This is a genomic window from Capnocytophaga sp. oral taxon 332 str. F0381 (assembly GCF_000318275.2).
In the GTDB taxonomy this organism is placed as follows: Bacteria; Bacteroidota; Bacteroidia; order Flavobacteriales; family Flavobacteriaceae; genus Capnocytophaga; species Capnocytophaga bilenii.
In genome coordinates this window covers 32,161-47,416 of sequence record NZ_KB291246.1, presented here as the reverse complement: position 1 = coordinate 47,416, position 15,256 = coordinate 32,161, and the positions used below count along the sequence as shown (strand labels likewise).

Annotated in this window: 12 protein-coding genes; 7 read left to right on the top strand and 5 right to left on the bottom strand. The window is 38.4% G+C overall.

All coding sequences use genetic code 11. The features are described 5' to 3' along the window. Positions 1-11: 11 nt before the first annotated feature. The gene (locus HMPREF9075_RS12480) at positions 12-983 is read right to left on the bottom strand and encodes a DUF805 domain-containing protein (RefSeq protein WP_009414572.1); all 972 of its coding nucleotides are present in this window, start codon (positions 981-983) and stop codon (positions 12-14) included. 15 nt (positions 984-998) lie between these two features. After that, on the bottom strand, positions 999-1,787 hold the full coding sequence (locus HMPREF9075_RS00250; protein ID WP_009414571.1) for a tetratricopeptide repeat protein: 789 nt from the start codon (positions 1,785-1,787) through the stop codon (positions 999-1,001). A gap of 508 nt (positions 1,788-2,295) precedes the next feature. Here HMPREF9075_RS00250 and HMPREF9075_RS00245 point away from each other — a divergent pair. The 4 genes from HMPREF9075_RS00245 to HMPREF9075_RS00230 all read left to right on the top strand — a co-directional run bounded on the left by HMPREF9075_RS00245 (position 2,296) and on the right by HMPREF9075_RS00230 (position 9,146). After that, positions 2,296-3,717, top strand: coding sequence for an L-serine ammonia-lyase (locus HMPREF9075_RS00245; protein WP_009414570.1), 1,422 nt, complete (start codon positions 2,296-2,298; stop codon positions 3,715-3,717). Positions 3,718-3,918: 201 nt separating this feature from the next. Next, entirely contained in the window at positions 3,919-6,468 is a 2,550-nt protein-coding gene (locus tag HMPREF9075_RS00240; protein WP_009414569.1) for an ATP-dependent Clp protease ATP-binding subunit, read from the top strand. Positions 6,469-6,480: 12 nt separating this feature from the next. After that, positions 6,481-7,236 (top strand): C40 family peptidase, encoded by a 756-nt coding sequence (locus HMPREF9075_RS00235; RefSeq protein WP_009414568.1) that lies wholly within the window; start codon positions 6,481-6,483, stop codon positions 7,234-7,236. After that, a complete protein-coding gene (locus HMPREF9075_RS00230; RefSeq protein ID WP_009414567.1) occupies positions 7,233-9,146 on the top strand; it encodes a ComEC/Rec2 family competence protein in 1,914 nt (637 codons plus the stop codon). Before HMPREF9075_RS00235 ends, HMPREF9075_RS00230 begins: the two co-directional genes overlap by 4 nt. Here HMPREF9075_RS00230 and HMPREF9075_RS00225 read toward each other — a convergent pair. Next, positions 9,129-9,833, bottom strand: a complete 705-nt coding sequence (locus HMPREF9075_RS00225) for a phosphatidylcholine/phosphatidylserine synthase (protein WP_009414566.1) — start codon at positions 9,831-9,833, stop codon at positions 9,129-9,131. The genes HMPREF9075_RS00230 and HMPREF9075_RS00225 overlap by 18 nt on opposite strands. Then, complete coding sequence (locus HMPREF9075_RS00220; RefSeq protein WP_009414565.1) at positions 9,833-10,678, bottom strand: FKBP-type peptidyl-prolyl cis-trans isomerase; 846 nt, start codon at positions 10,676-10,678, stop codon at positions 9,833-9,835. Before HMPREF9075_RS00220 ends, HMPREF9075_RS00225 begins: the two co-directional genes overlap by 1 nt. A gap of 89 nt (positions 10,679-10,767) precedes the next feature. On the opposite strand from HMPREF9075_RS00220, the gene HMPREF9075_RS00215 reads away from it, so the two are divergent. Further along, a complete protein-coding gene (locus tag HMPREF9075_RS00215) occupies positions 10,768-11,169 on the top strand; it encodes an RNA-binding S4 domain-containing protein (protein ID WP_009414564.1) in 402 nt (133 codons plus the stop codon). Between the two features lie 15 nt (positions 11,170-11,184). Here the strand turns inward: HMPREF9075_RS00215 and HMPREF9075_RS00210 are convergent, their stop codons facing one another. After that, positions 11,185-13,557, bottom strand: coding sequence for a thiamine pyrophosphate-dependent enzyme (locus HMPREF9075_RS00210; RefSeq protein ID WP_009414563.1), 2,373 nt, complete (start codon positions 13,555-13,557; stop codon positions 11,185-11,187). A 339-nt stretch (positions 13,558-13,896) separates the two neighbouring features. Here HMPREF9075_RS00210 and HMPREF9075_RS00205 point away from each other — a divergent pair, with 339 nt between their 5' ends. Together HMPREF9075_RS00205 and HMPREF9075_RS00200 are read left to right on the top strand one after the other, a co-directional pair. Beyond that, on the top strand, positions 13,897-14,508 hold the full coding sequence (locus tag HMPREF9075_RS00205) for a fumarylacetoacetate hydrolase family protein (RefSeq protein ID WP_009414561.1): 612 nt from the start codon (positions 13,897-13,899) through the stop codon (positions 14,506-14,508). Between the two features lie 7 nt (positions 14,509-14,515). Further along, a complete protein-coding gene (locus HMPREF9075_RS00200) occupies positions 14,516-15,250 on the top strand; it encodes an endonuclease I family protein (RefSeq protein ID WP_009414560.1) in 735 nt (244 codons plus the stop codon). Positions 15,251-15,256: the final 6 nt, after the last annotated feature.

Sequence of the window (15,256 nt, the reverse complement as noted above, 5' to 3'; positions counted from 1 at the left end):
TATAGTTTTGTTTATATTATTAGTTTTGCATATTTTGGCCATTGTTGTCGGTAAGTATTGGCAGCTCCAGAAGGTACGTAAATAGCCTGAAGTGCTTGCTCATTATAAGCAAAATCACCCTCCAATACAGGCGGAACACTTCCCTCAAAAGTAAGCGTTGCAGGACAATTCTGGCCAAATAAGTTTTCACCTACAAATGCTACTTTACTCGGGAAAAATATTGTTTGCAAGCTGCTGCAACCATCAAAAGCGTATTTCTGAATAGTAGTGAGCCCCTCAGGAAGTGTAATTTGCACAATATTATCACAATCGTAAAACACATCCTTGCCTATTGTAGTAACGTTTTTAAGCACAGGATCATTGTTCATCTTTATCATTTTAGATTGGTTATCAAACCATTTCATTAGCGTTTTTCCATCACCACTCAGTATGTAATAGTTAGCAGGAATAGCCTTAGCGGTAGTTGTAGTTGCAGCAGGTGGTGCATCTTCATCTTTCACATATTGTGATTGTTGTTCAGGATTGGTAGTATAATTTGTACTTTTTGTAGTTTTTTCAGTGGTTGTTTCATCGGGAGTAGTTTCTATCGTTGTAGCTTCTATAGTAGTGTTGAAAGTTTCAAATAAGTTTGCTCTACTTTTAGGGTCTTTGCCGTATTTGTTATCCCCTTTAGTACCGTCAATAAGCGTAAGTATAAAAGGATTAAAGATAGGAATAATAGTTACCCAGCCTGTTATACCTATATCATGGGCACGGCGCACCGATTGTATCATAAAGAATACAAAAACAGCAGCACTCCATATTCCTTGCAAGAATACAAAAACAGCACCAGTCCTCCATATTCCTTGCGAAAATAATCCAACAAAATCTGTAATAAAAAAATCTAAGATATAATTACCTATTTGATAACAAATATAAGTCAATACCCAGCACAACAAATAATGAGACCTCCTTAAACGACCTTTAGTAGAAAATAAATTCATAATTTAACATCAAGATTATTTATTAAACTTCTTTAAGTACTCACAAGCACGTGTATTATAATTCTTACACGACTTTTCTATCCAAAAAATAGCCTTAGCTTGTGATCTATCGGTACCTTTACCTTGTTCGTAGCACAATCCCAAGAGCATTTGCGCTTCTTTGTCTCCTTGCTGTGCCGCACGCTCATACCACCCTATCGCCTTTTCGTACGATTGGTCTACGCCTTTCCCTTGAAAATAACAATTACCCAAGTCGCGTTGGGCATCAATGTCTCCTTGCTGTGCGGCAAGTTCAAACCAAGCAACCGCTTCCTCGTCAGACTGTCCTACACCTTGTCCCTTCAAGAAAGCATAGCCCAACAAGCTTTGCGCTTCACCATAATTTTGCTCAGCAGCTTTTTGCCACCATTCCACCGCTACTACATCCGATTGCGCTACGCCTTGCCCCTTGTAATAGCAAATCCCTATTTTCGTCTGTCCTTCAGCATATCCTTGGTTAGCAGCCCGTTCAAACCATTCAGCAGCTTTTTTGTATGATTGAGGTACCCCTTGCCCTTTGTAAATCAGTAGTCCTAATTTAGTTTGAGCTTTAGCGTGTCCTTTGTTAGCAGCACTTTCGTACCACATAGCCGCTTTTTGATATGATTGAGCTACCCCCGTCCCCTTCTCATAGCACAGTGCTAAATAAGCTTGAGCTTCGATATCCCCTTTGCTTGCCTTTGCTATAAGTGTTTTTATATCAGCATTTTGCGTATAACTTCTGATACATAACAAAAAGCAAAATAGCAATGTAATTTTTTTCATAGTATTGTTTTCTAATTAGTATTATTAATGAGATAGTAGCATTAAAAACAATATAATATGTTGCTATAAAAGTCTTATAATCTATTTTTAATGCGGCAAAAATAAAACATTTTGACGAAACATACAATAGATAATAATTTTTTTTTATTTGTAACCTGATTTTTTCTATATTTTACGCCCTTTTACACATTCGTAGAAAATATATAATTTAGAATTTTTCCTCTTTTGTTTAGGAACAAAATTATAGGGGCGATTGGCAAATCGCCCTACAAAACAAAATTTTTAGAACAACCTCTTGCGCCACACACTTTGACAAACTTTCAAAGTTTGTCAAAGTTTATATACTGATAATCAATCCTTTTTATTCATAAAACTTTTCTGTTACCCTTTTTCGTACAAAATTCAAAATTCAAAATTCAAAATTAAATATATTGATAATCAGTATTTTTCAGTTTAATCATTATTTTGTATCTTTGCACCCCGAAAAAGATAAAACTATAAAAATTATATGGAACAAATAAGTGTTTTCGATATGCTAAAAATAGGCGTAGGTCCTTCAAGTTCACATACTCTTGGTCCTTGGCGGGCTGCCGAAGCTTTCCTTAAAGAATTAAGAACTCATAACTACTTGCTCAAAACCAATCACTTGCGTGTAGACCTCTACGGCTCTCTTTCTCTCACAGGTAAAGGACATGCTACCGACCTTGCTACAATGCTCGGACTTAGCGGTGCCGACCCCGAATATGTACCTATTGAAAGTTTAGATGTTATCATTACGGCTATTACCAATAACCAAGAACTTTATTTAGGCAATGAACATATGATTAAATTTAATCCCAAAGAAGATATCGTCTTTAATCGTAACTTCTTGCCTTTCCACGCCAATGGTCTTTCTTTTACAGCCCAAGGCGATGACTTTAGTTATACCTCTACCTTCTATTCGGTAGGAGGTGGTTTTATTGTAAAAGAAGAACAAGAAAAAATTACTACCGATAATGTAAAAGATGTTCTTTTCCCCTTCCCTACCGATAATGCCAAAGAATTATTAGAACATTGCAACAACCAAAATAAAAAAATATCACAAATTGTCTATGAAAATGAAAAAGTATTGCGTAGTGAGGAAGAAATACACCACCAACTGATGCGCATTTGGAATACAATGCTGGAATGTACTTACATAGGCTGCCATACCGAAGGGGTACTACCAGGGGGGCTACACGTGCGCCGAAGGGCTTATAATATTCACAAAAATTTGATAGGGGTAGTAACCTATGACAGCCCTAAAAACTGGCTTAATGCCATCAAAAAAACAGGTATAAAATTTAGAGAAATACTTAAATGGGTAAGTTGTTTTTCATTGGCAATCAATGAAGTAAATGCTTCTCTTGGGCGTGTAGTAACCGCTCCTACCAATGGTAGCGCAGGGGTAATACCTGCCGTACTGCTTTATTACCTCACCATAGAAAATCAAGAGGCTGGCGATGCCGAAATTATACAGTTTTTATTAGTAGCTGGCGAGATTGGCAGCTTGTTTAAAAAAGGAGCTACCATCTCCGCTGCTATGGGAGGGTGCCAAGCCGAAATTGGAGTTTCTTCAGCTATGGCAGCAGGGGCTCTTTGTGAGCTTTTAGGAGGTACAGCCGAGCAAGCGCTTATCGCTGCCGAAATAGCTATGGAACATCATCTTGGGCTTACCTGCGATCCTATCGGAGGTCTCGTACAAATCCCTTGTATAGAACGCAATGCAATGGGTGCTATCAAAGCTATCAACGCAGCCGAACTCGCCCTTGAAACCGACCCTAAAAATGTTAAAGTGCCCTTAGATAAGGTCATCGACACTATGTGGCAAACCGCAAAAGATATGAACTCCAAGTACAAAGAAACTTCTGAAGGTGGATTAGCTGTAGCTGTAAACATCGCTGATTGTTAGTCATTTTCTGATTGTTGAAAAATATTTTGTTTTAAACATTTCTATTGTATTATTTTTTTTACTACCTTTGCACAAATTCCAACGACCTATTGAACCTATACTTACAACAGACTTTGCTCTTAGGTTTCCCTTAGGTTCCCCTTACATACACACTAAAAAACTTAATACAAAAACAAATAAAAAAGGACGAATTACTGAACTATGAGTGATAACTTTTCAGAGAGAGTTAAAAGAATCTTTAATTATAGCAAAGAGGAAGCTATTCGGTTAGGACAATCTACTGTCGGTACCGAGCACTTTGTATTGGCTATCATACAAGAAGGGCAAGGAAGTGCTATCGAGCTATTGCAGGATTTAAGAATAGATATGGAAAGGTTACGCCAACAAATTCATACTCTTACCTCTTCTCGAGGACTTAATCCACCAAACTTTAATGCTATACACTTTACAGTACAGGCAGAACGCGCTATGCAATCTACATATTTAGAGGCTAAGCGTGCTCACTCTCCTTATGTTAATTCGGCACACCTTTTGCTTAGTATATTGCGTAATGACAACGATCCTACTACCAAAATATTCCACAAATTAGGAATTACATATGCAATGGCACGTGATAAGTATCATACAGAAGCTGAAAGTCAGCTCGCCGATACTGCTACTACCACCACAAATAGCGTAGCCCCCCCTGATGAGTACGACCGCAATTACCGATTGCCACACGAAGGGCGTATACCCCGCGTGCCACAATCTCCCAACCAAATGGGAGGCCAGCCTCGCAAACTAACAGTATTAGATAATTTTGGTAGAGATTTAACCACCCTTGCCGAACAAGGTTTGCTAGACCCTGTAGTAGGACGCGAAAAAGAAATAGAACGTGTATCGCAAATATTAGGTAGGCGAAAGAAAAACAACCCCTTACTCATAGGAGAACCTGGTGTGGGTAAAAGTGCCATTGCCGAAGGTCTTGCTTTGCGCATCGTACAACGCAAAGTAGCACGTGTGCTATACAACAAACGCGTAGTAACTCTTGATTTGGCTTCTTTAGTAGCTGGTACTAAATACCGAGGTCAGTTTGAAGAACGTCTTAAAGCTATAATGAATGAGCTTGAAAAGAATAGAGATATTATTCTTTTTATTGATGAAATTCATACACTTGTGGGTGCAGGTGGTGGTACAGGAAGCTTAGATGCTTCCAATATGTTTAAACCTGCTTTAGCACGAGGCGAAATACAATGTATCGGGGCAACTACCCTTGATGAATACAGACAATCTATTGAAAAAGACGGTGCTTTAGAACGCCGCTTTCAGAAGATAATCGTAGAACCTACCAATGTAGATGAAACAATACAGATATTGCGAAATATCAAGGCTAAATACGAAGAATATCACAACGTGATTTACAGCGATGAGGCTATAGAAGCTTGTGTAAAACTCACAAATAGGTATCTTACAGATAGATACTTACCCGATAAAGCTATTGATGCCCTTGATGAAGCAGGATCTCGTATTCATATTACCGAGTTTAAAGTTCCAAACTATATCCTTGAAGTTGAAGAAAAATTAGAAAAAGCTACTCGTGCTAAGAACGTTGCTGTTTCACGGCATCATTTTGAGGAAGCTGCAAATCTAAAAAATGAGGAAAAGAAAATAGAAATGTCATTAATGGAGCTTACGCGCCAATGGACTGAAGATGCTAAATTGCACCGCGATGTAGTTACTGAAGACCATATAGCCGATGTAGTTTCTATGATGAGTGGTATCCCTGTAAACCGTATTGCTCAAACCGAAATGAGCAAATTGGCAAACCTCTCCGAACAGATGAAATCTAAAATCATCGGGCAAGATGAGGCTGTAGAAAAGGTCGTAAAAGCAATTAAGCGTAATCGTACAGGGCTTAAAGATCCTAACAAACCTATAGGCTCATTTATTTTCTTAGGACAAACGGGAGTAGGAAAAACCCAATTAGCAAAAGTACTTTCTCGTGAATTGTTCGACTCCGAAAATGCTATGGTACGTATTGATATGAGTGAGTATATGGAGAAATTCTCTACAACTCGCCTCATAGGGGCACCTCCTGGTTATGTGGGCTATGAAGAAGGAGGACAACTTACCGAAAAAGTACGTCGTAAGCCTTATTCAGTAGTATTACTCGATGAAATTGAAAAAGCTCATCCCGATATTTTTAATATGCTCTTGCAAGTGTTAGACGATGGTTTCCTAACAGATAGCTTAGGCAGAAAAATTGATTTTAGAAATACTATCATCATAATGACTTCCAATATAGGAGCTCGCCAAGTAAAAGAGTTCGGACAAGGAGTAGGCTTTGGTACTTCGGCACGCTTAGCTCAAACTGAAAAGAATGAAAAATCTATAGTAGAAAACGCTTTAAAAAAGGTATTTGCCCCAGAGTTTCTAAACCGTATAGATGATATCATTACTTTCAAAGCTCTTAGCAAGGAAGATATCTTTAAGATTATAGATATAGAGTTATCAAAACTCTACACTCGAGTAAATGATTTAGGCTATACGATACAACTTACTGAAAAAGCCAAGACTTTCATAGCCGATAAAGGTTATGATAAACAATATGGAGCACGTCCACTAAAACGTGCTATACAGAAGTATATAGAAGATATATTGGCAGAAGAAATTGTATCAAACCTATTACACGAGGGAGATAATATAGAAATCGATGTAGATGATAAGGGAGAAAACTTAATGGTGAAGGCAAGAGAAAGTGTATTTATTTAAAATGATAAAAATATGTATATATCTAAACTTTTAGGTTCTTTGTTATTGGTGTTTTGTTTGTTATCTTTTTCAAACTGCGCCAGTCAGTCAAAAACCAAGAAGACTACAACAACTACAGCTATAAAAGGCAAAAGTAATAGCAAGAAGAAAGTAGCTACTACAGCACAAAAAAAGAAAAAGAATACTGCTAAAGCAATAGTAGCTAAAACATCTAAAAAAAGGGCAACTACTTCTTCTAAAAGGAAAGTAGCTACCTCTTCTAAACGCAAAAGAAACACTAAAAAAAGAGTGCAATACGCTGATAATAGAGCTCCTGCTGCCTCAGAAATAGAAAGTGATGAAGATTTAGAAGAAGAAGAGGTACTTGCAGAAAATGTTGTAGATATGGACGTTCAGAAGCTTTTATTGGATACTGCCTTTTCTTATTTGGGAACACCTTATAAACACGCAGGGGTTACTCGAAAAGGAATGGATTGTTCAGGCTTTGTAAGCACTACTTTTAAGGCTATTGATGTGCCGTTATCGCGTTCCTCTCAAGAGATGGCTACACAAGGTAAAAGAATAAAACTTAAAAATGTACGTGTCGGCGATTTACTCTTTTTTAAAACTTTAAGACATAACCGAATTTCACATGTAGGTATGGTAGTTGATGTGCAAGATGGAGAAGTTAAGTTTATTCACGCTTCCTCCAAAAGAGGAGTGGTTATCTCATCTCTTAGTGAAAACTACTACAAAAAGGCATTTAGAATGGCAAAGAGAGTAATGTGAGATATGTAAATCTAAACATATTAATTATATTATTAGGTATCATAGGAGGTATCAGTATCGCAAGTATACTGTTACCTCCTTTTTATGTTACCTTCATTATTGCACTCTCCTTGCTTTTATCCTTTGCTATACACCTATACTTATACCTCAAAAAATACATTTTTAGATACGGATTTGTATGGCACACCCTTGCTTGTTCAGTAGCGGTAGGGGCTTTGGTAACCGTGGTGCATACTCCTACAGCCTATCCCTCTCATTACACGCACCTCCTCACCCCCGATGACTATTATGTATTACAGGGTAATATTGTAGAGCAAGTCTCCCAAAAAGACTATGGTACTACTTATTGTGTTAAACTATCAGTAGCTAATAAGCAAAGTGTAACAGGTGATATTTTGTGCTTTTTTCCTTCTAAACTTACCGATAGCCTCCTATTTTATAATACTCCGTTGACGTTCGTTGCAAAATGTAATCCTATACCGCCACCCAAAAATCCTTACCAATTTAATTATAAGCAGTATATGGAGCGTAAGGGAGTATATTGGAAAGCCAATGTTATAAAGTACAAAGCACAACCTATAAATTCTCATCAAATGAGTGATTATATAGAACGTGCTCGCAATTATTTGAGTTCCACCATCAATCATACTTTCAATAAAGATACAGCCCCCCTACTAAACACACTTTTATTAAGCAAGCGGAGTGAATTAAGCGAAGAACTTTATCAAAGCTATATAGATGCAGGTGCTGTGCATATATTAGCTATTTCGGGCTTGCACGTAGGGATTATTACTATGATACTCTTATTTTTGTTACAAAAGCTCCCCTACGCTACACTTCCTTATCAGTGGTTGCGATATATATTGTTACTAGCTGGCTTGTGGGCTTTTGCACTTATAGCAGGTGCTTCGGCTTCGGTTCTGAGAGCTACTGTCATGTTTAGTTTTATAGGGCTATCATTCTTGTTCCGCAATAGGCAAGGACGATTTGACGCCCTCCTCGTCTCAATGTTCTTCTTGTTGCTCTATAACCCTTATTATTTATATGATGTAGGTTTTCAGCTCAGTTATGCAGCTGTTTTTTCCATACTTACCTTTTATCCGCCTATATTGCGATGGTGGTATCCTAATAATAAGTATCTAAACAAAGTATGGTCGTTATTTATCATAGGATTTACAGCGCAAATAGTAGTATTACCTATTAGTTTGTATTATTTTCATCAGTTTTCTATACTATTTTTTGTGTCAAATTTAGTAGTAGTGCCTTTATTGTCGCCACTTCTTGTAGTTAGTATCTTATCATTGGTAATTATGGCTATAGGTTTGCAGCTGCCTTATCCATTTATATTTATAACCGAAAAGTTGGTATGGTTAATGAATGCTCTTGTGCAAATTATTGCCCAGCAAGAGCCTTTTATCGTTAGGAATATCTATTTCAATATACCTTTGCTTATTTCCTGCCTATTAATAGTAGCAAGTGTGGTGTATTTTCGTCATTACCGAAGTTATAAGGCTATAATGGCTATTTCATTTAGTATTCTTCTTTGGCAAGGAGTTCGTTTTTACAATAAATACCATATAGAAACTACCGAAGAGATGCTCATTTTCAGTAAATATAACGATAAAGTTATTACCATTAGGCAAGGCAGCAATCTTACTGTGTACCAAAATGATACCCTACAGTTAGATCCTATAGTGATGAACTATTTAAAAAACAGCGGTGCTGATAATATCCACTTACAGAAAATGCCTTATACCTTGCGTTTTAAAAATAAAAACTACTTGCTGATGGATACTTTAGGCGTATATCCCAAATCTAAGCAAGTAGTTATTGATAGTGTTATTTTCACTCAAAAGATACCTAAAATCAATTTAGATAGAATGAAAGAAGATTTATCGCTTCGTTACTAATGATAAGGCTATGTATAACAATATAACAATAGGGATAGCACTTATTTTTAGTAGTATTAAAAGTACAGCACTCACTGCCAAAAACAAATACTTTATTCCGTTATTCTTCAGTGAATAATCTTTAAATTTCAGTGCAAAAAGAGCAATTTCAGCATTTAGCAGATAAGCACTCAGCAAGGTAATACCTATCAGTACCCATACATTCTGCAACATAGATATCATCCACTCAGTAGGTTCATATTGTAAGATGAGGGGTAATGAGAGGATTAGTAGCGTATTAGCAGGTGTAGGCAACCCTATAAAACCTGTAGTTTGGCGAGTATCTATATTGAAGTTTGCCAATCTATAGGCTGAGGCTAAAGTAATTACAAAGCCTATATAAGGCACAAAGCCCGCTATTGCTGTTTCATTTTCCACTACCCAAGTACTTCCCTTCAGTAGCTGATACATTGCAATACCAGGTACCACCCCTGCGGTTACCATATCTGCTAAGGAATCTAGTTGTAATCCCAAATCCGACTTCACATTTAATAGTCTGGCAAAGAAACCATCAAAGAAATCAAAAAAGATACCTAAGCCTACAAATAAGGCTGCCCAGTCCAATCGGTTTTCTACTGCCAATACTACAGCAATAGTACCACAGAAAAGATTAGCAAGGGTAATACTATTGGGAATGTATTTTTTCATCAGTCACAGTTTTTAGGGTCTAAATAATCGGGCTTATAAACAGTTTCTTTTGCAGCATTACAATTAGGAAAAGTAACAATACCATAATTGTCGCGTCTTATTTCATTTATAGAAGGGATACCGTCACTATCGTGGTCGGCACGTGTAGTACCTATGAGCTGCACTGTATAAATAAGCGGTGAATAAGCAGGTATTTTAGCCTGATTGGCATTAAAATAACCCAACCCAGAAGGAATAAAGAACACTCCTATACCACAATCAGAAGGAGGTACTAAAAATCCTCCACTTCCATTCTCTAAGCTATTTCCTGATGAGGCTTTCAATAACGAAACTCCTTCAGCAAAACCTTTTATAGTCCCATTCTTTTTGTCATCAGTAATATCACCTATAAGGTCAATCCAATTGCGTTGAGATAGTGATACGGTTTCGTCAAACACGCTTAAGTTTAGCAATTGTCCTTTGTAATTCACATACACCAAATCAGCTATAGTTGTAGTTGTCCCTGCGCCTTGTTGTAGTATCATATAATACAACTTATGGCGTATTTTGTTATTATTATCGTCATACACATCCAATTCCAACGTTTTTAAGTCGCTATTACCCCATATAGCATTAGTAGTATTGGTAGTGGTTGCAAAGGTAACCTTTGCGTCAAAAGAAGCTGTAGATGAGTAAGTAAGTGAGTGTGTTTTTAAAAAGTTTTCTATAGCTGCATTGTTTTCATTTCTCACTTCAGTTACATCGCGTGGGGGCGTTGCTGTAGGGCTGTTGTTATCGTTTTTCTTGCACGAAACTATTAGTAACGTACTTATAAGGCTGATACCGAATAAAAATTTGTTGAGCATATTATATAATTGTCTTTTTTATTGTGCGCCAAAGTTACAAAATTATTTGTACTTTTGTGCCCACAGATTGTTAAATAATTTAATTTGTTATGCGAATAGATAAGTATTTATGGTGTGTGCGTTATTACAAAACGCGCAATATAGCCACTGAGGCTTGCAAAAAAGGTCATATCAAAATCAATGGTGAGCAGGTGAAGCCCTCTCGTGAGGTTTATAAAAATGATAAGATTATCGTCCGTAAAAACCATATCAATTACCAGCTGGAAGTCCTTGATATTCCTCTTAGCCGTGTAGGAGCTAAATTGGTCGACCTTTATAGGCAAGATAATACCCCTAAAGAAGCCTTTGAGCAAGCCGAATTACAGCAGTTAGCTCAAGATTATTACCGCGAAAAAGGCGAAGGTCGCCCTACCAAAAAAGACCGCCGTGCTATTGATAATCTTCTAAACGACTTCCAAGAAGACCTCGATGATGACGATGATTTGCTATAAGCGTAGAAAAAACGCTTATAGCAATCTCGGATATTTTGCAGGATTTGCCTCGTGCATAATGCTGTATATCTTCTCTATAATACTATCAGCATTAGGTTTAGAAAAATAATCCCCATCGGTAGCATAAGCAGGACGGTGGTTGCCCGCAGCCAAAGTTTGTGGAGCACTATCCAAATACTGATAAGCTCCCTGTTCTTCTACTATTTTTTGCAATATATAAGCAGAAGCCGCTCCTGGCATATCTTCATCTACTACCAATAATCGGTTTGTTTTTTGCACACTCTTCACTATATCGTGGCGAAGGTCAAATGGTGCTAATGATTGAACATCTATAATCTCTATATCAATCCCCATAGCGTAAAGCTCATCGGCTACTTCACTTACAATACGCAAGGTAGAACCGTATGATACTACAGTTATATCTTTCCCTTCTCTTACGGTTTCTACTACCCCTATTGGTGTTTTAAACTCCGTAAGGTTCAGCGGTAAGCCTTCTTTTAGTCGGTAGCCGTTTAGGCATTCTATTACCACTGCAGGCTGGTTGCACTCCAATAATGTATTGTAAAAACCAGCTGCTTTCACCATATTGCGAGGTGTCAAGATACAAATACCTCTCAGGGCGTGTAGTAATACACCCATAGGCGATCCGGCGTGCCATATCCCTTCCAAGCGATGTCCGCGAGTGCGCACAATCAGCGGTGATGATTGTCGCCCAAAGGTGCGATAGTGCATTGTTGCCAAATCATCACTAAGGGTTTGTAGTCCATAAAGTATATAGTCCAAATATTGTATTTCAGCTATAGGGCGCAATCCTCGCATTGCCATACCTATCCCCTGCCCTATGATAGTACTTTCGCGTATTCCCGTATCGCCCACTTTTATAGCTCCGTGTTTCTTTTGTAAGCCTTCCAATCCTTGATTTACATCGCCTATATTTCCTGTATCTTCACCAAATATTAGTAAGTTAGGATATTTTGTAAGCAAAGCATCAAAGTTTTCACGTAGTACGATACGTCCATCTACCAGCTCTGCGGTAGGGTCATATTCAGGCAACACTTCATCCACTTTAGTAGCACTATAGTTGCTTTCAGTGTAAAGGTATTTGCTGTATTTAGGTTCGTTATTCTCCAAATACTGTGTTATCCATTGGCGTAGTGGGGCTGTAACCGCTTCATTCTCTTTTACTATTAAGCGCAGTGCCTTTCTTGCAGCATTACTCACTACTTTGCGCAAGAGTGTAGGAGCACTGTTCAGCTCGTTTATAACATTCTTTACAGCAGCTTGAGTATGCTCATCAGCTATAGGCAAAGTACTCATTAGTTGTACAAGTGCCTTGCGCTCGTTTTCTATAGGAGTGATATAAGCATCCCACGCTTTTTTTCTTCCTGCACGCACTTGTTTTTTAGCCTCTTCTTCTATAGTGTCTAGTTCTTCTTCTGTAGCATAATCTTCCGATAGTATCCACTCCCGCATCTTAGCAATACAATCAAAATCTTTTTCCCATTGCAATCGCTCTGCACTTTTGTAACGCTCGTGCGACCCCGAAGTCGAGTGCCCTTGTGGCTGAGTAAGCTCTTTTACGTGCACAAGCACGGGGGTGTGTTGCTCGCGCGCTATTTTAGCAGCCTTTTGGTAAATATCGTATAGCGCAGGGTAGTCCCAGCCGTTAGCTACAAATATCTCTATTCCTTTGTGGTCTTTGTCCCTCTGGAAGCCTTTTAGCACTTCCGATATACTTTCTTTGGTAGTGTGGTATTCTTTAGGAACTGAAATACCATACTCATCGTCCCATACCGACATTACAAGCGGTACTTGCATCACTCCTGCCGCATTTATCATTTCAAAAAAATGCCCTTCGCTGGTACTTGCATTGCCTATGGTGCCCCAAGCTACTTCGTTACCTTCGTTAGAAAATCCCTCGCTTTGTGCTATAGGCAATTCTCTATATACTTTTGAAGCCTGTGCCAAACCTAACAAACGAGGTATTTGTCCTGCCGTACAAGAAATATCACTAGCACTGTTTTTTTGTTTTAGTAGGTCTTTCCAGTTGCCATTCTCATCAAGGCTATGGGTCGTAAAGTGCCCGCCCATTTGTCGCCCTGCGCTAGTGGGGTCAGCTTCTATATCAGCGTGAGCATAGAGTCCCGCAAAAAAGTGAGTCACGGTATGTACCCCTATAGCCATCATAAAAGTTTGGTCGCGGTAATAGCCACTACGGAAGTCCCCATCTTTAAAAGCGCGAGCCATAGCCACCTGCGGCACCTCCTTACCATCACCAAAAATACCGAACTTAGCCTTGCCTGTAAGTACCTCACGCCTACCCATCAAGCTACATTCTCTACTTACTACCGCAATACTATAGTCCTGCAAAATATCTTCTTTATTCATTATAATATGATCTAATGTTTTTAAGTTGATGTTATTTTAATATTTATAAAACTTGTGCAAATATACAACTTTTTTTAAGATTGACTAACATAATACAAAATTTATTTTTATCTTTGCACCTCACTTCTCCCACCGAACCTCGAGCGAAGGTTGAGCGAAGGATAAGCGAAGGATAAGCGAAGGAAAGTCGGCGAGCTGGTGCAGCCGAGTATGTGACGAAGGAAAGTCGGCGAGCTGGCACAGCCGAGTATGTGAAGCCTGTGCGGCTCGCACCGAGCTGGCGCAACTATCACTATCTTATCTAGCCAAAAAGACTAACAACTAAATAATAATCATACTATGAAAATCATTTGTGTAGGAAAAAATTACCTCGACCATATCAAAGAATTTGATGGTGAAATACCAAAAACAATGGTACTCTTTATGAAACCCGATACAGCAGTTCACAACCCCGAACTACCCTTCTATATCCCCGATTTTACACAAAACCTTCATTATGAGCTCGAAATAGTGCTCAAAATCAACCAAAACGGAAAGTGTATTGCCGAAAAATTCGCTCATAAATACTACGATGAAATTACCGTAGGTATTGATTTTACAGCACGCGACCTGCAAAAACAATTAGCCAGTAGCGGACTCTCGTGGGAAAGAGCCAAGGCTTTTGACGGCTCTGCCGTAATAGGAAAATTTATAGATAAAAATTCATTGGGCAACCTCGATGCACTCAGCTTTAGTATGAACAAAAATAACCAACTTGCCCAAATAGGAAATACAAACCAAATGCTTTGGAATTTCAACCAAATTATAGCAGAAGCTTCTCAGTACTTTACACTTCGCAAAGGCGACCTTATCTTTACGGGTACACCCAAAGGCGTAGGCAAAGTAACCGAAGGCGATGTTTTTGAAGGCTTCCTGAACAACGAATCTTGCTTTAAAATCAACGTAAAATAACCTTATTATGAAAAAATTAACCTTTTTACTCTTTCTTACCGTTTTTGTAGCTTGCTCGTCAGCCCAAAAATCGGCTAAAACGGCTATCAAAGTGCCCGATACGCTTAAATCTTATTACAAAGAAATCGATTTTACCAAAACAGGCAAGCCACTCTATGACGATTTGGCAGTGCTTACCATTAGCAAGCATACCCACTTCCTCACCTATAAACAGCGTCATAAGTACCTATACAAGTGCGATGCAAGTCTTACCCATCCCGAAAACGTAGTGTTGGTATATACGGGCGAAGAACGCTTCTGGAAAGAATATGAAGGCAACAAAAACTATGAACCCACTACTTTTAATACAGAACATATCTATCCGCGCTCTAAAATTGTAACCGAAGCAGTTACCGACTTCCATCATTTGAGGGTATGCGATAAAAAAGTAAATACAAGGCGTAGCAACCACCCTTTTACTGAAGGAAAAGGAGCTGCTAAGTTACACCACAAAGCTTGGTACCCTGGTGATGAGTGGAAAGGCGATGTAGCCCGTATGATTTTCTACCTCAATTTGCGCTATAACGAAGAAATAAACGAAGATATTAGCACTGGCGGACTTGATTTGCTCCTGAAATGGAACGAAGAAGACCCCGTATCCGACTTTGAACGCCAGCGCAACAACGTGATAGAAGGGGCTCAAGGCAATCGCAACCCTTTTATAGATTTTCCTCAGTTAGCACGCACTGTATTTCAACATTAGTGATTA